This window comes from Pseudarthrobacter sp. NPDC058119 (genome assembly GCF_042884655.1).
In the GTDB taxonomy this organism is placed as follows: domain Bacteria; phylum Actinomycetota; class Actinomycetes; order Actinomycetales; family Micrococcaceae; genus Arthrobacter.
In genome coordinates, this window is record NZ_JBHVTN010000004.1 from 347,730 (window position 1) to 366,579 (window position 18,850).

19 protein-coding genes are annotated in these 18,850 nt (G+C 66.9%); 14 read left to right on the forward strand and 5 right to left on the reverse strand.

What is annotated here, in order from left to right; translation table 11 throughout:
* Positions 1–40 precede the first annotated feature (40 nt).
* The 3 genes from ACFVTD_RS11625 to ACFVTD_RS11635 are packed head-to-tail and all read left to right on the forward strand — an operon-like array spanning position 41 to position 5,842.
* Entirely contained in the window at positions 41–1,498 is a 1,458-nt protein-coding gene (locus tag ACFVTD_RS11625) for a DUF3375 family protein (protein WP_387562622.1), read from the forward strand.
* The gene (locus ACFVTD_RS11630) at positions 1,491–2,381 is read left to right on the forward strand and encodes a DUF4194 domain-containing protein (RefSeq protein ID WP_387562625.1); all 891 of its coding nucleotides are present in this window, start codon (positions 1,491–1,493) and stop codon (positions 2,379–2,381) included. The genes ACFVTD_RS11625 and ACFVTD_RS11630 overlap by 8 nt, the downstream gene beginning before the upstream one ends.
* Positions 2,378–5,842, forward strand: coding sequence for an ATP-binding protein (locus ACFVTD_RS11635; protein WP_387562628.1), 3,465 nt, complete (start codon positions 2,378–2,380; stop codon positions 5,840–5,842). The genes ACFVTD_RS11630 and ACFVTD_RS11635 overlap by 4 nt, the downstream gene beginning before the upstream one ends.
* Before the next feature lie 67 nt (positions 5,843–5,909).
* On the opposite strand, the gene ACFVTD_RS11640 is transcribed toward ACFVTD_RS11635, so the two are convergent.
* Entirely contained in the window at positions 5,910–6,404 is a 495-nt protein-coding gene (locus tag ACFVTD_RS11640) for an FBP domain-containing protein (RefSeq protein WP_387562631.1), read from the reverse strand.
* Positions 6,405–6,758: 354 nt separating this feature from the next.
* Here ACFVTD_RS11640 and ACFVTD_RS11645 point away from each other — a divergent pair, with 354 nt between their 5' ends.
* The 6 genes from ACFVTD_RS11645 to ACFVTD_RS11670 all read left to right on the forward strand — a co-directional run bounded on the left by ACFVTD_RS11645 (position 6,759) and on the right by ACFVTD_RS11670 (position 12,839).
* Positions 6,759–7,847: an iron-siderophore ABC transporter substrate-binding protein gene (locus ACFVTD_RS11645; protein WP_387562634.1), complete on the forward strand. Its 1,089-nt coding sequence runs from the start codon at positions 6,759–6,761 to the stop codon at positions 7,845–7,847.
* 10 nt (positions 7,848–7,857) lie between these two features.
* On the forward strand, positions 7,858–8,940 hold the full coding sequence (locus ACFVTD_RS11650; RefSeq protein ID WP_387562638.1) for a FecCD family ABC transporter permease: 1,083 nt from the start codon (positions 7,858–7,860) through the stop codon (positions 8,938–8,940).
* A gap of 56 nt (positions 8,941–8,996) precedes the next feature.
* Positions 8,997–10,034 carry a FecCD family ABC transporter permease gene (locus ACFVTD_RS11655; RefSeq protein ID WP_387562698.1) on the forward strand — a complete coding sequence of 346 codons (1,038 nt, stop codon included), beginning with the start codon at positions 8,997–8,999 and terminating at the stop codon, positions 10,032–10,034.
* Position 10,035: 1 nt separating this feature from the next.
* Positions 10,036–10,851: an ABC transporter ATP-binding protein gene (locus ACFVTD_RS11660; protein ID WP_387562641.1), complete on the forward strand. Its 816-nt coding sequence runs from the start codon at positions 10,036–10,038 to the stop codon at positions 10,849–10,851.
* Complete coding sequence (locus tag ACFVTD_RS11665; RefSeq protein ID WP_387562644.1) at positions 10,848–11,903, forward strand: siderophore-interacting protein; 1,056 nt, start codon at positions 10,848–10,850, stop codon at positions 11,901–11,903. Before ACFVTD_RS11660 ends, ACFVTD_RS11665 begins: the two co-directional genes overlap by 4 nt.
* A gap of 72 nt (positions 11,904–11,975) precedes the next feature.
* On the forward strand, positions 11,976–12,839 hold the full coding sequence (locus ACFVTD_RS11670; RefSeq protein ID WP_387562647.1) for an SGNH/GDSL hydrolase family protein: 864 nt from the start codon (positions 11,976–11,978) through the stop codon (positions 12,837–12,839).
* Here ACFVTD_RS11670 and ACFVTD_RS11675 read toward each other — a convergent pair.
* On the reverse strand, positions 12,836–13,141 hold the full coding sequence (locus ACFVTD_RS11675) for a YciI family protein (RefSeq protein WP_387562650.1): 306 nt from the start codon (positions 13,139–13,141) through the stop codon (positions 12,836–12,838). The genes ACFVTD_RS11670 and ACFVTD_RS11675 overlap by 4 nt on opposite strands.
* A 59-nt stretch (positions 13,142–13,200) precedes the next feature.
* On the opposite strand from ACFVTD_RS11675, the gene ACFVTD_RS11680 reads away from it, so the two are divergent.
* Both ACFVTD_RS11680 and ACFVTD_RS11685 read left to right on the forward strand, forming a co-directional pair.
* Entirely contained in the window at positions 13,201–13,686 is a 486-nt protein-coding gene (locus ACFVTD_RS11680) for a MarR family winged helix-turn-helix transcriptional regulator (RefSeq protein WP_387562653.1), read from the forward strand.
* A gap of 55 nt (positions 13,687–13,741) precedes the next feature.
* Positions 13,742–14,503, forward strand: coding sequence for an SGNH/GDSL hydrolase family protein (locus ACFVTD_RS11685; RefSeq protein WP_387562656.1), 762 nt, complete (start codon positions 13,742–13,744; stop codon positions 14,501–14,503).
* Between the two features lie 10 nt (positions 14,504–14,513).
* Here ACFVTD_RS11685 and ACFVTD_RS11690 read toward each other — a convergent pair whose 3' ends face one another.
* From ACFVTD_RS11690 to ACFVTD_RS11700, 3 genes are read right to left on the reverse strand one after another with little or no spacing between them, the layout of a single operon-like run.
* Positions 14,514–15,344: an FAD:protein FMN transferase gene (locus tag ACFVTD_RS11690; protein WP_387562659.1), complete on the reverse strand. Its 831-nt coding sequence runs from the start codon at positions 15,342–15,344 to the stop codon at positions 14,514–14,516.
* Entirely contained in the window at positions 15,328–15,849 is a 522-nt protein-coding gene (locus ACFVTD_RS11695; RefSeq protein ID WP_387562662.1) for an FMN-binding protein, read from the reverse strand. The genes ACFVTD_RS11690 and ACFVTD_RS11695 overlap by 17 nt, the downstream gene beginning before the upstream one ends.
* On the reverse strand, positions 15,846–17,312 hold the full coding sequence (locus ACFVTD_RS11700; RefSeq protein ID WP_387562665.1) for a ferric reductase-like transmembrane domain-containing protein: 1,467 nt from the start codon (positions 17,310–17,312) through the stop codon (positions 15,846–15,848). The genes ACFVTD_RS11695 and ACFVTD_RS11700 overlap by 4 nt, the downstream gene beginning before the upstream one ends.
* Before the next feature lie 314 nt (positions 17,313–17,626).
* Between ACFVTD_RS11700 and rpmB the strand changes: the two genes are divergently transcribed.
* Genes rpmB through rpsN form a run of 3 tightly spaced genes read left to right on the forward strand, consistent with a single transcriptional unit; the run spans position 17,627 to position 18,338 of the window.
* A complete protein-coding gene (rpmB, locus tag ACFVTD_RS11705; protein WP_018763944.1) occupies positions 17,627–17,863 on the forward strand; it encodes a 50S ribosomal protein L28 in 237 nt (78 codons plus the stop codon).
* A complete protein-coding gene (gene rpmG, locus ACFVTD_RS11710) occupies positions 17,863–18,030 on the forward strand; it encodes a 50S ribosomal protein L33 (protein WP_013602737.1) in 168 nt (55 codons plus the stop codon). Before rpmB ends, rpmG begins: the two co-directional genes overlap by 1 nt.
* A 2-nt stretch (positions 18,031–18,032) precedes the next feature.
* Complete coding sequence (gene rpsN, locus ACFVTD_RS11715; protein WP_009358853.1) at positions 18,033–18,338, forward strand: 30S ribosomal protein S14; 306 nt, start codon at positions 18,033–18,035, stop codon at positions 18,336–18,338.
* Positions 18,339–18,850 lie beyond the last annotated feature (512 nt).

The following is an 18,850-nucleotide window of genomic DNA, read 5'->3' on the forward strand; positions in this document are numbered from 1 at the left end:
CCCCCGGAACAGTCCACAGCCAACAGCCCAAGGAGAGTGTGTGCCCCGCTCCGCCAGGTCATCCGCTGACGCCATCAGCGCCCGGCTCCGGGACCTCGAGCTCCTCACCAAGGGACCCGCCTGGGCCCTGACGCGCTCGGCGCCGTGGGTGATCGCGGTGCTGCAGGCATCCTTCACCCGCATCAGGCCGCAGGTGCCGCTGGAGGAATTCCATGCCGACGTCGACACCTTCCTTGAGGAGCTCCGGCGCCAGGAACCGGGGCTGGGAGGAGGGGCCAACGGGAAGGCGTTCGGCGATGAGTGGACCCGGCGGCAGTTCCTGACCCGGCGGAACCAGTCCGGCCAGATCGTTTATGAAGCCACCGAGCCGGCCGCCCGCGTGCTGGCCTTCTTGGACAGCCTGTCCAGCGAGCGGTCCACCCTGAATGGTTCGCGCCTGGGCACGCTGCTGGGGGACGTGGAAAAGCTCGCCAATGAGACCAACCCGGACCAGAGCGCCAGGCTTGAGGCCCTGGAAGAGGAAATCGAAGAGCGCCAGCTGCTGATCCAGGACATCAGCAGCGGCGAGTTCGACGGCCTGCTGGACGACGACGAAGCCGTTGAGGCCGCAGGGAACATCCTGGACCTGGCCGCCAGCCTCCCCGCCGACTACAAGAAGATGCGTGACCGGATCGAGGAGCTGGTGGGCGGGCTCCGCAACCAGATCATCGAGGAGTCGCTGACCAAGGGCGCCACCATGGCCCAGGTCCTGGAAGCGGACAAGCGGCTCCGCCAAAGCCCGGAAGGCAGGACGTTCCGGTCGTTCACCGCGTTCCTGGAGGATCCCCAGCAGCAGCTTCGCTTCCGGTCTGCGATCGGCGAGGTCCTGAGCCGGCAGTTCGCTGACGACCTTTCGCCGGATGACCGGGAAACACTGAAGAACCTGGTGGCCGAGCTCCGCCAGCAGCACAGCCAGATCCAGCGCATCTACGGCAAGCTCAGCGAGAGCCTCAACACGTACGTCCAGAGCGACGATTTCCGCCAGTCGGTCAGGCTGCGTCAGGTTCTGCGCGAAGCGGAGCAGGCCATCCGTTCCCTCCCTTACGAGCGGGAACGCCCCGGCCTGGTTCCCGGGCCTGTCCTCTACAACGCCGGCTTCGAGTCAATGTCGATGGTGAAGCTTTTCGATCCGGACGAGTTCGCGGCACCGCCCCGCCTGGCCGATCCCATCGCCTTCACCGACTCGGACCGGGTGCGTTCGCCGAGGACCGGCAAGGCCAAGCCGGCGGTGGTCCGGGCAGCCATGGCGGGGGCTACAACCCTTGCCGACGCCTGGCATCAGCTGCCCGCCGAAGAGCAGCACATCAACTCCATCCGGGCACTGTTGTCGGAGGCCCTCCACGCGGGGGCGGACTTCGACCGCCGCGCTTGGGATGGCCTGGACTTCGAACAGATAGACGGCTCCACCCGCAAGGCCTACCTGCCGGTGGTCACGCTCGCAAAGGATTCAGATGACTGAGGTTTCACACGACAACGGGCTGGACGAAGCGGAGGACATCCAGACGGAAGCTGAGGCTGCACCGGCGGCCGAGCGCCCTTTCAGCGTTTCCCCCCGCGACACCTTCGTCGACGGTGCTGCGCTGTTTCCCGGCGACACCGGAGTCCTTTCCATGAAGGTGCGCCAGGCCCTGGTGAAGCTCCTCAAGGGCCCCTACATCGACGGCGGCCGGGACGAAAAGCTCTGGACCGTGCTCCTGGACAACCAGGTGATCCTGCGCAGCCGCCTTTCCGAGCTGTTCCTGACCCTGCAGCTGGACCATGAACGGAAGATCGCCGTCCTGCGTCCGGTGGATCCCGAGGTGATCGGCGGCAACACCCGGTCCAGCATCCTGCGCCAGCAGCGCGCCCTGAGCCGGGTGGAAACCATCGTGCTGCTCCGGCTGCGCCTGCTGCTGGACCGGCACGTCACTGCCCAGACCGATCCCACCATCACGCGCGAGGAAATCACCGACCTGGTGGCGCACTACCAGCCCGCCGGCCAGCAGGACGCCCTCCGCGACTCGGACGTGGTCACCCGCGCCATCACCAAGCTCCTGGCCCGCCAGCTACTGCTCCCCACCGGACTGGACGACGTCTACACCATCTCCAACGCCCTGCCCCTGGCACTCCCCTTCGAAAACATCGGCGACATCCCGGCCCACATCGAGGCCCTGGTAGCAGCTTCGGCAGACCCTACGGGCACAGAAGCGATGCTCGAGCTCGACGACTCTGGTTCTGACGAGGAGGGCGCGGGGGACGACGACGCCGATGCTGCCCCTGGTGAGGACGAGAATGGCGACGACGGTGCAGCACCGTCGTCGTACCCAGCCACGGCACGGGAACCTGAAGGAGAAGCCAAGTGACGATCGCGAGCATGCTTCCGTTGGGGGACGTGACCAACCCGGGGCAGATGCGGCTGGCGTTGGTGCAGGTGGTCAACTGGGGGACGTTCCACGGGGCGCACACGATGCACGTGGACCGGAACGGGACGCTGCTGACGGGTAACTCCGGCGTGGGCAAGTCCACGCTGTTCGATGCGATGCTGCGGGTGTTTGATGCCCGGCCGCGGTCCAACGAGGCGGCGGCGCAGCGGTCGGGCGGTGCCGTGGAGGACAAGCGGACCACGTTCACGTACATGCGCGGCAAGGTGGGGGACAAGGCCGTGGGTGAGGGCTCGGCGAGTGCTTTCCAGCGCCCGGGCGCCACCTGGTCCGCCGTCGCCCTGACGTTCGACAACGCCGCCGGCACGCGGGTGACGGTCTCAGCGCTGTTCGACCTGCCCAAGAACGGCACCGAGTCGAGCGTGGGCCGGTTCTACCTGATCGACAACGTTCCCCTGGACCTTGAGGCGCTCGAGGGCATCGCGGACAAGCGCTTCACCAAGGGCGCCCTGGAGACGCTCTTTCCTCACGCCCAGGTGTTCGACGTGCACAAGGCATTCGCGGAGCGGTTCCGGCGCCTTTTGGGGATCAGCTCGGACCAGGCGCTGCCCCTGCTGCGCGTCATCCAGGCGGGAAAGGGCCTCGGCGGCAGCGTCAACACCTTCTTCCGTGACCAGGTCCTGGACGCCCCGGCGACGCTGGCCGCCGCGGACGACGTGGTGGAGGAATTCAGCAACCTGATGTCCATCCGCCAGCGGCTGGAGGACGTCCGGCAGCAGCGCGACCAGCTGGCACCGGTCCCCGGGCTCAACAGGGAATACGCGCAGTCGCTGTTGGACGCGAACCGGCTCCGGGAGCTGGTGGGAGGGGAATTCGAGGCGTACCGGCAGCAGCTGGCCGTCACGGTGCACCAGAAGACGCTGGTCCGTTTCCGTGAGCTGGCGCAGGCGAAGGCCAAGGAACTCGGTGCCGAGCGGGCGGTCCGGGACGGCCTCGCCAAGGAACTGCGGGAGCTGGAAGCCGATTACAACAACCAGGGCGGCAACGCGATTTCCGCGATCGAGCAGTCACTGGACAACGCCCGGGTTGGCCTGAAGCTCCGCCAGCAGGTGGAGGAGGCGGCCCAGCAGGCACTGGCCGACGCCGGCCTGCAGCTTGAGTGGAGCGCCGCCGGCTGGGAACAGGCGCACGAGCATGCAGCGGCCCGTTCGGCCGAGCTGAAGGATGACTCGCAGGCCCTGCAGGAGTTGCGCTTCGAGGCATTCGACGCGCATGCTGCCCGGAAACGCGAACTGGCCGCGGCTGAGCAGGAACTCGTCTCGCTGAAGACGCGCAAATCCCTGCTGCCGCCGTCGAGCATCGAAAACCGCGCCGCCATTGCCGCGGCAACCGGCATCCCCGAGGACCGCATGCCCTTCGCCGGTGAGCTCATGGACCTCGCCGAGGGGGAGGAACGGTGGCGTCCCGCCGCGGAGCGTGCACTCCGCAGCCTGGCCACCACGCTGCTGGTGCCCGGCGAGCACTTCGGCGCCGTGACCCGCTACCTCAACGATCACAACGTCCGCGGTGCGCTGCGGGCGGTGGACGTCTCCAAACCGCTCGCCGGCGGCGCCCTCGCCGTGGAGGACGCCCGCGACGGCGACCTGCTCACCAAACTGGACATCCTTGCCTCGGGTGCGGCCGCCGAGGCCGGGGAGTGGGTCCGCGAGCGGATCGCCCTCGACTTCGCCTACCCCTGCGTGGAAAACCCGGACGAACTCGCCTCCCTGGACAAAGGCCTCAGCCTGGGCGGCGTGGTCAAGCGCAACCGCCACACCGTGGAAAAAGACGACCGCTTCACCAGCCGGCAGGACTACGTTCTCGGCTTCGACAACGCAGCCAAGCTAGAACTGGTTGCCGGTCAGGTGGAGGACCTCCGGCAGGAAGTGGCCAAGGCCGCCGAACTGGCCCAGAGCCGCGAGGACTCGCACCAGGGCATGAGCAGGCAGCTCGACGCCCTGCGCCGGATCGCCGAGGACGACCGCCCCTGGGAACAGGTATCCGCCGCGGTTGCCGCCGATGAGCTGGCACGGATCGAGCAGCGGCTCAAGGACGCCCTTGCTGCCCAGGCTGACCTGGAGCCGCTCCGGGCCACCATCGAGGAAGCCCGGCAGAAGCACCAGTCCAGCACCGAGTCCGCCGCGGTCCTGCAGAGCGAATACAAGGCACTGGACCGCCAGCTGACCGGCGCGGACACCCTGCTGGAAGCCGCGCGTGACCGCCTGGCCCAGGCGCCGCCGTCGGACGCCACCGTCACAGCCCTGGAACCCTACTTCGCCGACTTCGGCGACATCACGGAAATGCACGAGCTGGACAACCTGGCCAACCGGGTCCGGACCGCCCTGCTGGGCGAACTGCACTCCGCGGAGTCGCGGGGACAGGCCACGGCCGAGAAGCTCACCCGGATTTTCGAAGGCTTTGTGCGCGAATGGGGCAGCGCCATCTCGGCCGACCACGGCACCAGCATCGGCGCGGCCGGCGAGTTCGAGGCGCGCTACCACGCGATCGTGAACGACGGCCTGCCCGCTCAGGAGGCGGAGTTCCGGCAGTTCTTCAACCAGCGCACGCACGAGTCCTTCAGTACGCTGCTGCACCTGCTGGACGAGGAACGCCGCTCCATCACCAGCCGCATCCTGCCCCTGAACGGCATCCTCTCGCAGGTTAACTTCCACGAGGGCAGCTACCTGGAACTGGACATCAAACAGACGCTGCCGCCCACGGCCAAGCAGTTCAAGGACGCCATCCAGAACGCCCTGAAGGCCCGCCACACCCGGCCGGGGAAGGCCGAGGCGGGCCGGGTGGAAGGTGCCGGTACCCAGGCGGACGACGACGGCGAGCTCACCGCCCGCTACAAGTCCCTGGAAACCCTGGTGAAGAGGCTCGGTTCCCAGGCGCCCGAGGACCGGCGCTGGCGGGCCGAGGTGCTGGACGTTCGCGGGCACCTGTTTATCCAGTGCAAGGAGCACCGGGAAGTCACCGGTCCGCGCGGCGGCAAGAAGACCGAAGTGTTCATGCACGCCGATACAGGGTCCATGTCCGGCGGCGAGCGGCAGCGGTTCACCGCCTTCATCATGGCTGCGGCCCTGAGCTACCAACTGGGCATTGCCGAGCAGGGTTTCACCACTTACGGCACCGTGATGATGGACGAGGCCTTCGTGCTCGCCTCGGAGGAGTTTGCGGGCGCCGGGATCAAGGCGCTGCACGAGTTCGGTTTCCAGCTGCTGCTGGCGGCTCCGGAGAACGTGATCGACCTGTCCCGGCATCTGGGATCTGTGACCGAGATCCTCCGGGACCGGCGCACCAACCGCTCCGGTGTCCTCACTGCGCCGGTGATCCGGCCCCGGCCGGGGGAGGAAGGCGCCTGGCGGTCGGAAGCGAACCCGGTGGATATCGTCCTGCGCTGACCGGCAGGCAGTGAAGCCCCGTTCACGGCCGTGAACGGGGCTTCGCCAGCCAACGCGGCCTGGAGTCCTACTTGGCCTGAACGCGCGCGAGGAACTGCGCGGTGCGGTCCTGCAGGCCCTGGATCTGGCGTTCAACCACGGCGGCGGGGTCGGGGTTGATCTCATTGACGGGCGGCTCCCTGCGTACGTTGCCGCAGCACACGAAGTCGGCGCAGATCAAGGTGCCGACTGTGTTGCCGTTGCGCCCGGACTGCCCCGCCCGCTTGGCGACCCACAACAGGACGTCCTCCTTGGACAACACATCCCGGCAGAGCTCGCACAGCACCGAACGGTTCTTCTTAGCCCCTCCTTCGGGGGCCCGGAGCATTACTCCGGTAAGGCCCTTCGGCCCCGGAACCACGAGGTAACCGCGCAGTGGCATTTTCTCGTCGCGCCAGCCCAGGAACTCCAGGTTGTCCCAGTCGAGGGAGTCGAAGTTTTTGGGCAGGGTGAGCTTTGCAGCTTCCGAGCGGCTGGCGTTGACGAAGGATGACCGGATTTGCTGGGACGTGACTGATTGCATGGCTGAAACTTTCGCGAAGGTGGGTGGCCCGGAGCCGGGCCAGGTGTAACGGGGGAGTCAGTCAGTCTCCGCGGTGCAGGCCAAAGCGGCCACCCCGCTCTCCACGGCAGCGGCGGCCAGGCTGGCCCTCTGCGTGCGCATCGTTCCCGTTTTCGCTTCCTGTTCAGCCGTCCGGTGTCTTCAAAAGCGGACCGGCAAGGGCCATCCTGCCAAATTGGGAGTCCGCTGTCCAAGGAACCCGGAACGGTGTGGTCTTCGTCACCTTGCTGGAATAGGTGACAAAAGTGTTGCGTAATCATGATTTACATAGGTTAGCCTTACTTAAGTTTTCATCAGACCGATTCAAGGAGCCCCGTGACGTTCCCGCTCTTCCCCAATCCTGTGCCCACTCGCCGCATGCTGTTTTCCTCGGCGGGCAAGGCGGCCGCAGTGCTCGCCGCAGGTGCCCTGACACTCTCTGCATGCAGCACCGGTCCGGCCTCCACTGTTGCGGATGCAGGCACTTCCGGCAGCAGCGCCGCGTTCCCGGTCAGCATCGACCACGTCTACGGCACCACCACCATCGACAAGCAGCCCACCCGGGTTGCCACCGTGTCGTGGGTGAACGACGACGTTGCCATCGCGCTGGGCGTGGTGCCGGTTGGCGTCCCCAAGAACGAGTGGGGCGGCAATGACAAAGGGTCCACCCCCTGGAAGGACGCCGCGCTCGAAAAGCTGGGCGCCGGGTTCGGTTCGGCCAAGGCTCCCGCCCAGTACTCGGAGGCGGACGGGATCAACTTCACCGAGATTGCCAAGCTCAGCCCGGACGTCATCCTCGCCGCCTACTCAGGCCTGACCGAAGAGGACTACCGGAAGCTCAGCGAAATCGCCCCCGTGGTGGCCCACCCGGCTGTCGCCTACGGAACCTCATGGCAGGATGCCACCACTATCATCGGCAAGGCCCTGGGCAAGGACGCCGAAGCCGCCCAACTGGTTTCCAACACCGAGTCGACGGTCAAGGCCAAAGTGGCCCAGTACCCGCAGATCCAAGGCAAAAGCTTCATCTACGGCAACCTGGAGCCCGCCAAGGGCGACGGCGTGAACGTCTACACCGCCAACGACAACCGTCCCCGCTTCCTCAGCGAAATCGGCATGACCCTGGCCCCGGTGGTGGCGGACAACTCCAAGGGCTCCAAGGAGTTCTACATTCCGTGGTCCGCCGAAAAAGCCAATGAACTGAAGTCAGACATCTTCGTCACCTGGGTTCCGGATGCCTCCACCACTGACGCCATCAAGGCGGACCCGCTCCTCGGCCAGATCCCGGCCATCAAGAACGGTGCCCTGGTAGCCGACTCAGACAACACTCTGACCCTGTCCATCTCGGCATCATCGCCGCTGAGCCTGCCGTGGTCCCTGGACACGTTCCTTCCGCAGTTGGCCACAGCAGCGGATGCAGTGAAGTAGGCGCACCTCCATGAGTACGACGACGGCGCGTCCGGCAGCGGACAACGGCACCCGGGTGCCGGCCATGGCAGCCCCCGTCACCCTCCGCGGCGACGCTCCGGGAAGGAGGCGTGCCGCATGGCTCCTGGCCGCCGTCGTCGTGCTGGTGTTCCTGGCCGGCGCTTCGTTGGCCGTTGGCGCCCGGGACGTTCCCCTTGGCACTGTGTGGCAGGCGCTCACAGCGTTCGATCCCGCAAACGGGGACCACGCCGTGGTGCAGGCCCGCATTCCGAGGACCGTCCTGGGCCTGCTGGCCGGCGGCGCGCTGGGCCTGGCCGGTGCAGCGATGCAGGGTGTGGCCCGCAATCCGCTCGCCGATCCCGGCATCATCGGTGTCAACGCGGGTGCCGCCCTGGCGGTAGTCAGCGGGATCTACCTGTTCGGCGTCACCACCTTCACCGGCTACATCTGGTTCGCGTTCGCGGGGGCCGCCGCGGCCGCCGTCGTCGTGTACCTCATCGCCTCACTGGGCCGGGAGGGAGCCACCCCGGTGAAGCTCGCGCTGGCCGGAGCTGCACTCAGCGCCGGGCTGTCCTCGCTCATGAACATCATCCTGGTCTCCAGCCAGGACACCCTTGACCGGTTCCGCTTCTGGCAGGTGGGCGGCATTGCGGGCCGTGACTGGTCGGTGCTGCTGCCCGGTCTGCCCTTCCTGGCCGCCGGTGCCCTGGTGGTGCTGCTGGCCGGGCGGACCCTCAACGGCCTTGCCCTGGGGGACGACGTTGCCCGCGGGCTGGGCCAACGCGTGGGGCTCTCCCGCGCCGTGGTGGCCCTTGGAGTGGTCCTGCTGTGCGGCACGGCCACGGCGCTGGCGGGGCCCATCGGGTTCGTGGGCCTGGTGGTGCCGCACGCCGTCCGCTTCCTCACGGGCCCGGACTACCGCTGGATCCTGCCGTTTTCCCTGGTGGCCGCCCCGGCGCTGCTGCTGGGCGCCGACATCGTTGGCCGGGTGGTGCTGCTTCCCGGTGAAATCCCGGCGGGCATCATGACCGCCCTGATCGGTGCACCCGTATTCGTGTGGCTGGTCCGCCGCGGGAAAGGGGCAGCACTGTGACCGGCGTTGCTCTATCAGATCTGGCTGCCAAAACCGGTCCTAAGGGACCAAAAGTGATGGAGCAACGCGGGGGACGGGGGCGACCGCACCGGACAGCGGTGCTGGCCGCCGCCGTCGTGATCCTGTTCTTCGCATCCGTCCTGCTGGGCAGCTACACGGTGACCATTCCGGACTTCTTCACCATCGTCTTCAACCACCTCACCGGCGGCAAGAAGATTCCCGGTGCCAGCTTCATCGTGATGGAGAACAAGCTTCCCCGTGCCGTCATCGGCACCCTGATTGGGATCGCCTTTGGCCTGGCCGGCGCCCTGTTCCAGGCCATACTGCGGAATCCCCTCGCCAGCCCCGACGTCATCGGCATCAGCTCGGGGGCCAGCGCGGCGGCCGTTGTTGCCATCGTTGTCTTCGGCGCATCCGGGGCCGCGGTGTCGGGGGCAGCGCTCGCAGGAGCCCTTGCCGTGGCGGTCCTTATCTACGCGATCTCCCGCGGCAACCGCGGACCCGGCAGGGGAACCGCTGCCGGAAACAGGCTGGTCCTCGCCGGGGTGGGGACCGCGGCCGCGCTCCAGGCCGTGGTCAGCTTCCTAATGACCCGGGCCGACATCCGTACGGCCGCCGACGCCCTGGTCTGGCTGAACGGATCCCTGAACTCCGCCAACTGGGACCGCGCCGGCATCCTGTTCCTCGCACTCGCTGCCCTGCTTCCCGCCACCGGGCTTGTCGCCGGGCCGCTGCGCATCCTGGAACTGGGGGATGATGCTGCCGCCGGCCTGGGCGTCCGGGTCAATACCGCGCGCCTGGCACTGGTGGTCGTCGCGGTAGCGCTGGCAGCAGTGGCGACGGCGGCCGCCGGACCGGTCTCGTTCGTCGCCTTCCTGGCCGGTCCCACCGCCCGCCGCTACACCGGCAAAGCCAGCCTGCCGGCGTCGGCCATGGTGGGTGCCCTGATTGTCCTGGCGGCCGACTACTTCGCCGCCAACCTGGCCCCCTTCCTCCTGGGCGGCACGGTCCTGCCGGTGGGCGTGGTCACCGGCGCGCTCGGCGCCCCGTTCCTGCTGTGGCTCCTGGTCACAGCCAACCGAAAGGATGCCTGACGTGGCAGTTCTCCAAGCCAAGGACCTGACGCTTGCCTACGACCAACGGTGCGTCGTGGACGGGCTCAGCGTCCGGATCCCCGAAGGCAGGGTGACCGTGATCGTGGGTGCCAACGCCTGCGGAAAGTCGACCCTGCTGCGCGGCCTGTCCCGGCTCCTGAAACCCGCCGGCGGCACCGTGACCCTGGACGGCAAGGACATCCATACCCGTCCGGCACGCGAACTGGCCCGCACCCTGGGCCTGCTTCCCCAGCATCCCAGCGCCCCGGACGGGATCACCGTCCGCGACCTCGTGGGGCGGGGACGGTACCCGCACCAGGGCTTCTTCCGCAGCTGGAGTGACAAGGACGACGCCGCCGTGCAGCGCGCGCTGGAGGCCACCGGAACCGTGGAGCTTGCCGGGCGGGACGTGGACGAGCTGTCCGGCGGGCAGCGGCAACGGGCCTGGATCGCCATGGCACTGGCGCAGGAAACCGACGTCCTGCTGCTGGACGAACCCACCACCTACCTGGACCTGGCCCACCAGGTGGAGGTCCTGGACCTGGTGACGGACCTGAACCGCGCCCGCGGCACCACCGTGGCCATCGTCCTGCACGACCTGAACCTGGCCGCACGCTACGCGGACCATGTCATCGCTATGAAGGACGGCGCCGTGGCGGCCCTGGGCTCCCCGGCGGACGTGGTGACGGAGGAGCTGGTCAAGGACGTCTTCGGCCTGGAGAGCCGCGTCATTCCGGACCCCGTCTCCGGTACCCCGCTGATCCTTCCCATCGGCCGCCACCGCGCCGGAGCCAACGAACTGGAGCTCGTTTCATGAAGACCCGGGAGACCACCCCCGCACAGCAGCCGGCAACCCAGCCCATGAGCCTTGCCTTCGAGGTGGCCGTGTCCGCTGTCCAGCAGCTGAGCCCCACGTTCCGCAGGATCACCTTCGGCGGCTATCCGCTGCGTGACTTCGGCGTCCATGGGGACACCCTGGACCTTCGGATCAAGCTTGTGGTCCCGTCACGGGCCCCGGACGGTACGCGGTTGCCGCTCCCCGCCTTCGACACGGCCGGCGCCGGCTGGTACCGGGACTGGCTGGCCATGGACCCGGGGGTGCGCGGCTCGATGCGGACCTATACGGTCCGGGAGGCGCGGCTGGATGCGGTGTACCCCGAGATTGACGTCGATTTCGTGATGCACGCCGATGAGCACGGGGACGCCGGGCCGGCCGCGGACTGGGCATCCAACGCCAAACCCGGCGACCAGATCACCATCATCGGCCCGAACAACCGCGCCGCGCACTGCGTCACCGCGGAAACCTATTCCGGCATCGAGTGGCGCCCCGGCATGGCCCAGCGCATTTTGCTCGCCGGTGACGAAACCGCCGTCCCCGCCATCTCCGCGATCCTGGAAACCCTCCCGCCGTACATGAGCGGACATGCCCTCCTGGAGGTTCCGCAGGCCGGCGACTTCCTGGAACTCAGCTCCCCGGCGGACATCGAAATCACCTGGCTGGCCCGCGGCGCCGCCCTCGGGCGTTCCAGGCCGCATGGGCAGCTGCTGCAGGAAGCGGTTCGCAAAGCAGTCCCCGTGCCCGGCTGGGTGGGCGTGACAGCGGACGACGGCGGGGCCGGGCCTGAGCCCGATGACGTCAATGTGGACGAAGACATCCTGTGGGAGACGCCCGCGCGCCTGGAATCAGCAGCCGTCAGCAGCTCCAGGAACCCGCACCTGCCCGCCGGCGCCCTGCCCTTCTACGCCTGGATGGCGGGCGAAGCCGGGGTCATCAAAGAACTGCGGCGCTACCTTGTCCGCGACGTGGGGATCGACCGGAAACAGGTGGCGTTCATGGGGTACTGGCGGCAGGGCAAAGCCGAAGGGTAGGCAGGCGCCCCATCACTTACTGTTCATCCCGGCGTCGTGATCGCTTTGACTTGTCCAGGTACTTTCGTGCCTGTGCCCTCTGAACCCCTGCTTCCGGACTCCGGGCGGCGGGTGTTTGTTGCCCTTGGCGACTCCTTTACCGAAGGAGTGGGGGACCGGGATGAGCGGCTGCCCAACGGGGTGCGGGGGTGGGCCGACCGGGTAGCCGAGAAACTGGCGAAGGCGCAGCCAGGGTGGAAATACGCCAACCTTGCCATCAGAAGCAAACGGCTGCGCCACATCGTCGACGAGCAGCTGGAACCGGCGCTGGGGATGCGGCCAACGCTGGTCACCCTCTATGCCGGCGGCAACGACATCCTTGACCTTCGAACCGACATGCCCGCGCTCATGGCGGACTATGAGCAGCTGGTGTCGGCGCTGGCAGGCACCGGGGCCACGGTGGTCCTCTTCACCGGCTTCGACGTCAAGGTCTCCGCGCTGCTGGAGCCCCTGAAGAAGCGCAACACCTACTACAACCAGCGGGTCCGGGACATCGCGGACAAATACGGGGCAGTTCTGGTGGACTACTGGTGCCTGGACGCCTTCCATGACCGGCGGATGTGGGACTCGGACCGGCTCCACATGTCCAAGGCCGGGCACAAATACCTGGCCGGGCAGGTGCTTGACCAGCTGGGCGTGCCGCACAAGATCAGGCCCAAAGACTGGGAACCACCCACCCGGCCCAGCCTGCGTGAATGGGAGCGGCGCCAGCGGCGCTGGGTGCACGACTGGGTCCTGCCGCTCTTCGGCCGCAAGCTCCGCGGCGTCACGCTGGGGGATGCCCTCACGCCGCGCTGGCCGCAGCCGGTCAAGGTGCCGCGGAAGGGTGGGTTGAAGAAGCTCGCCGCCGGAATGTCCGACGCCGGCAGCGCACCTTCGGGAAGCAGCCCGCCTTAGGGCGCGGGCTGGGGAGGGGCGTCCAGCAGGATTTCGTACCCCGGGGCCACCCGGCCGGCGTGGAACTCCATGATTTCGAAGTCGGCAACCCCGTTGGTGTAGAACGGATCCCGGGCCAGGCTCGCGTCGAGCGTTTCCCGGTCAGCCTGCGACAGGAGCAGCCCGCCGGTGCGCGGAATCTTGCGGCCGGCGGCGATGAACACGCCGTCGTCAAAGGCCTTCTGCAGCCAGCCGATGTGCGCATCGTTGTGGAAATCGACGATCTCCTGGGGCACGCGGTAGGTGAGGGAGACAACATACATGGGGCAAGCCTACCGGCGCCGCACCAGCTACTTGAAGGATCAATCGTAGAATGGTGACCATGACCGATCCCCGCTGGCTCAACGCTGACGAACGCCGCGCCTGGCTGGCGCTGGTAAGCATCAATACCCTGCTGCCTGCGGCCCTGGACACCAAGCTGCACGCAGCAGGAAAACTGTCCCTCTTCGACTACACGGTCCTGGCCATGCTGTCCGAAGCCGAGGAGCGGTTCCTTCCCATGAGCGAGCTCGCCGCCCGCACCAGTGCCTCCCTGTCCAGGCTTTCACACGTCGTGACCAAACTACAGAAACGCGGCTGGGTGGAGCGCCGCCCGCATCCCCACGATGCCAGGGTCACCACCGCGCATCTTACCGATGAAGGGATGGCCACCATTGTCGGGCTGGCCCCGGCCCACGTGGAGGACGTCCGTGACCTGTTCCTCGATGCGCTGACCGAACAGGACGTGCTGGACTTGGCGCGGATCGGTGAAAAAGTGGTGGGCCGGCTGGACTCTGACCACTGGATCCTGCGCGAAACCCAGGGCTGACCCGGGAACAGCCCGCCGATTGGTTGCTCCCGGCAACGGGTGGCAAACTAACCGAATGGATTTTACTTCCCGGTTCGTGGCCCTCGGCGACTCCTTCACGGAAGGCGTGGGTGACGACGACCCGGCACGTCCCAACGGCGTTCGGGGCTGGGCAGACCGCGTGGCCGAGCAGCTCGGCGCCGCCGACTCCGGCTTCGGTTATGCAAACCTGGCCATCCGCGGCCGGAAACTCCGCCAGATCCTGGCTGAACAGGTGGACGCTGCCGTCGCGCTTAATCCCACCCTGGTTAGCATCTACGCCGGTGCCAATGACATCCTCCGCCCGCGCGTGGACATCGATGACCTCCTGGTGGAATACAACGACGCCGTGGGTAAGCTCGCTGCCACCGGCGCCACCGTGGTGATGTTCACGGGTTTTGACGCCCGGGGTTCGAAGGTCTTCGGCACCATGCGCGGCCGCACCGCCATCTACAACGAACTGGTCCGCGGGATCGCCGGAGACCACGGCGCCCTGCTGGTGGACTACTGGCGCTTCAGCGAATATTACGACTGGGGCATGTGGGCCCACGACCGGATGCACATGTCCGCCGCCGGCCACGCGAACATGGCCAAGCGCGTGCTCGAGGTCCTCAAATATGACCACTCCATCGACATCCCGCCCATGACGCCGGTCCCTGAATTGAGCGGGGCAGACGCTATCCGCGCCAATGCCCGGTGGTTCCGGGAGTACGCCGCGCCATGGGTGGTCCGCCGGGTAACCGGCAAGTCCTCCGGGGATAACCTACAGCCCAAGTACCCGCAGCTCACGCGGCTGTAGCGCGGGTTCCCTACCCGGGCTGGAACGCCGGAGTAGCCAGCATGGAGCCGTCGGCGCGGATGGCCAGTACGGCAACATCCCAGTGGTCCGCTGCGTGGTCCAGCATCCGTGTTCCACCGGCAACGATCGCCGTGGCCAGGACATCGGCGGTGACAATGTCGGCCGCGGCAACGGTGACCTGGACAAACGGGCCCGCGTCCGGGGTGGCGCTTCCCACGCGCCATATGTGTTCCCCGCGTTCGGCCGATCCTGACGTGGCGATGGCGTGGTGCCGGTTGGTGCCGCCGAGGGCATATCCGGTGATGAGCGTGCGGCGGTCCGCGGGATCCACGACGCCGGCCTTCCAAAGTTCCGCGCTGCCCGGACGTGGCGAGCCGCTGACCAGGACGTCTCCGCCGGCGTTCAGGCACCAGTCCCGGCGGCCCAGCGCCAGGAGTGATGTTCCCGCCTCACGGATGGCATGGCCTTTGATAATGCCGGAAAGGTCCAGCACCCCGTCCGGCCTTTCGGGCGTGAACGCCCCCTCCGTGCGCAGCCGCCATTCATGCGCCTCCGCGTATGCTTCGCGCATCTGCGCTGAGGCGTGGGGCAGCGTCAGTTCCCCACGCGCCAGCCTGCTGGCCTCCGAGTCGGGGCGGTACAAGCTGAAGGTCTCGTCAAGGTCGCGGAACAGGCGTTCGACGACGGCGGTGGCGGCCGCGAGCTCGTCGGGCCACGGCTGCCCTTCCGCGGGGTCGCCGACGGGCAGCGTCAGCCCGACGACGGTTCCCATGCACTCAAACGTGCGGGCCTTCAGGGTGGTGCCGGCCGCGGCGGGCAGGGAGTCAGAGGTTCGCTGCATCGATGGCTGCCTGGAGTGAGGTGAGGTAGGCGTCGCTGGTGATGGTGGCGCCGCTGACGGTCTGGACATTGGCAGACTGCGCTGCCAGGACCTTGCTGCGGAGCAGGGGTGCGGCCCGGTTGCTGATCTGGATGGATTTGCCGTCCGTATTGGTCAGCTGCAGCGCCGTGACATCGGTGATCTTTCCGTTCGCCACAGTGATCTGGACCTGCACGGGGCCGAACCGGGTCTGGACGGTGTTTCCCTTGTAGGTGCCGGCGGCCGCGGAAGTGGATCCGGAGCTTGCTGACCCGGAGGAACCCGTGGTGCCCGATGCGCCGGAGGACCCGGCCGACCCGGACGAACCCGTCCCGGTGGAACCGGTGCCTGTGGCACCCGTGGGGCCGGCCGCCGTCGTACTCGACGCGACGGTACTGATGCCGCCCGCCTGCGTGCCCGTCTGCCAGCCCACCAGGAGGATCCCGGCGGAGGCCAAAGCTGCTGCGACTGTTCCGCGTATTTTCACCAGTCAAACCTTTCGTGATGGATCTGTTCCTCGGGGACGCCGGCCTTCCCGGCATCAGCTACGACATTGGCCGCCCACACCGCCGGCCCGCAGACGTACACGTCCGCCTCAGCAATGTCCGGCACGTAGGAGGTGAGGCTGTAGCCGCTCCGCACCGCGTCCTCGGGCAGCCAGGTGGACCTGCTGCGGGACCGTGGCCCGGTGAGGTGGAACAGCCGGACCCCGCGCGCCTGGCAGAGGTCCAGGATTTCGCCGCCCAGGTAAAGCTCCTGGTCCGTGTGGCCGCGGAGCAGGACCGTGGCCTCGCCGGGGGCGAACGGCGTGGTTTCGAGCAGCGCCCGCAGCGGGGTGATGCCGATGCCGGCGCCGATCATCACCACCTTGTTCTTCGTACGGGCTGCCGTGCTGAGCAGGCCGTAAGGGCCTTCCAGGGCCACCTTGGTGCCTTTCCGCAGCCGGAGCAGCTGGGCGGAGCCGTCACCAAGGTTCCGCACGGTGACCCGCAGCGTCCCCTGGCCGTCCCGGCCGTTGACCACCGGCTCCGCGGACAGGCTGAACGGGTGGGGGTGCCACCACGTGCCCGGAGCCAGGAACCGCCAGATGAAGAAGCGTCCGCCCGTTCCCGCCAGCTGGTCCAGCTTCCGGCCCTGCATGACGATGTTCACCACACCCGGGGCCACCCTTTCCACCCGTGCCACGGTGAGCTGGTGCCGTGCCGTGGCCAGCACGGGCTCAAGGATCCGGAAGTACACCAGGGCAGAGCCGGTATAAATGCAGATGGCGATCCAGTACCAGCGCTGCCAGGTGCCGGCGGCAAAGAGGCCGCCCACACTGAACTGGTGCGGAATCGACGTTGCCACTGCGGCATAGGTCAGCAGGTGGACCACGTACCAAAATTCGTACGGGAAGCGCCGGCGCACGGCCACCAGGGAGGTCACCACGACGGCGATGAACAGGGCCATGGAGACGAACGCCAACCACATATCGGGAACCTGGACCCAGAGGTTGATGGACTCGCTGACCGGGTCCAGGCCTTCGGCCATGCCGTATCCAATGACCAGCAGGAGCCCGTGCGCCAGGAGGAGGTACAGGGAGGGTTTGCCCAGTTTGGCGTGGAATTCCAGGGCACGGTCGTGGCCGATGGTGCGGTCGATGAACGGGATCCTCGCGGCCAGGAGCAGCATCAGCAGGACCAGGTCCATGCCCGCCAGGCCGGCTACGATGCCCGCCGCCGTGAACAGCGAAGCGGGCGAGGTGATGTTGGTGGCCCCGCCGTCGGCCAGCCACAAGGCGATGGCGGCCGCCACGGATGCCCAGGCAATGACGGTCAGGAGGTCCGTCCGCAGCATGCGCCGGCGGTACTGGCGGGCGAACCAGCCGCGGGCGGGTACTTTCGGTGGTGAGAGCTCCGGGCGGCCGGAGCTGCTTGCGGCCGGTGATGCCGGCAGGAGCTGCGTGTTCATGAATCAAACATGCTGGGGGAAGCTATGTCCCTGCTGTGAAAAGGGGCCAGCGGCTGCTGTGACATTCCATAAGCGGCGAACCCTTATACACCCGATTGGTCTTTAATTGCGTCAACTCGTAGACTTGGTAGGCGCTAAGTGCGCGGAGCGTGCGCAATTGCTCCGGTTGCCCGGTAATTTTCTCCAGGGTGGCCGGTAGTTAGGGGCTCAAGTTGCGTAACTAACCGTTGCCCGTACTTTCTGTGGGTCGCCCTTAGCAGCATGGTCCAGCAGCAGATATGCGGATCATTACATTCAATTCTTGAGGAGAAGTCATGGCAGCACACTGCCAAGTGACCGGGGCCGAGCCGGGCTTTGGGCACAGCATTTCGCACTCGCACCGCCGTAACAAGCGTCGGTTCGATCCGAACATCCAGAAGAAGCGCTACTGGGTTCCGTCCCTGCGCCGTAACGTCACGCTGCAGGTCTCTGCACGTGGCATCAAGACCATCGACGTGCGCGGCATCGACGCAGTCGTCGCCGACATTCTGGCTCGTGGGGTGAAGCTCTAGTGGCTAAGGACAAGGACGTACGTCCGATCATCAAGCTCAAGTCGACCGCGGGCACGGGTTACACCTACGTAACCCGCAAGAACCGTCGTAACGACCCGGACCGCATGGTCCTGAAGAAGTACGACCCCAAGATCCGCCAGCACGTCGAATTCCGAGAGGAGCGCTAAACATGGCTAAGAAGTCCAAGATTGCTCGCAACGAGCAGCGCAAGGTCATTGTTGAGCGTTACGCTGCCAAGCGCCTCGAACTGAAGAAGACCCTGGTTGACGAAAACGCAACCGACGAAGCACGCGAAGCAGCCCGCCTGGGCCTGCAGAAGCTGCCCCGTAACGCGTCCCCGATCCGTCTGCGCAACCGCGACATCATCGACGGCCGCCCCCGTGGCACCTTCCAAAAGTTCGGCATCTCCCGTGTCCGTTTCCGCGACATGGCACACAAGGGCGAACTCCCGGGCATCACCAAGTCTTCCTGGTAATCCAGCACCGCTGATTCCAGCTGCTTGAGGAGGGCCGGCAACCTTAGGGGTTGCCGGCCCTTCAGCGTTTAACCCACATGCTTGATCAGCGGCCGGGCCTGTTTTGGACCCCTGTGCGGCAGCACACATCGGCAGGATTACGACGGCGGGCGGCCTGGTGAGTGCTCCATGCCGGGTTCTGCCGCGGGATTGCAGGGATTTCGGGCCACGGGAGGGCCGGTTTGCGATGGGCCGGGTGTGCGTGTATTGTTTTCTAAGTCGCCGCGGGGGAGACAGTGAAGAACTGATCACCGGGTGGCCACAACCCCCAATTCAAAGCCAGAATCTGGTTGCTCTTTAGGGTGCTGGAATTCGGTGTGGGGCGGTCTTCTTTTCGATTCGGATCCTGAATGATGGATTTGCTTCGGGGTGGGGGATCGGGTAAGTTTGAAAAGTTGCTCCGGAGCGATCCTGAATGTTGGTTTGGGTGGTGCCGGGTGTGTCTGTTGTTTGAGAACTCAATAGTGTGCCAA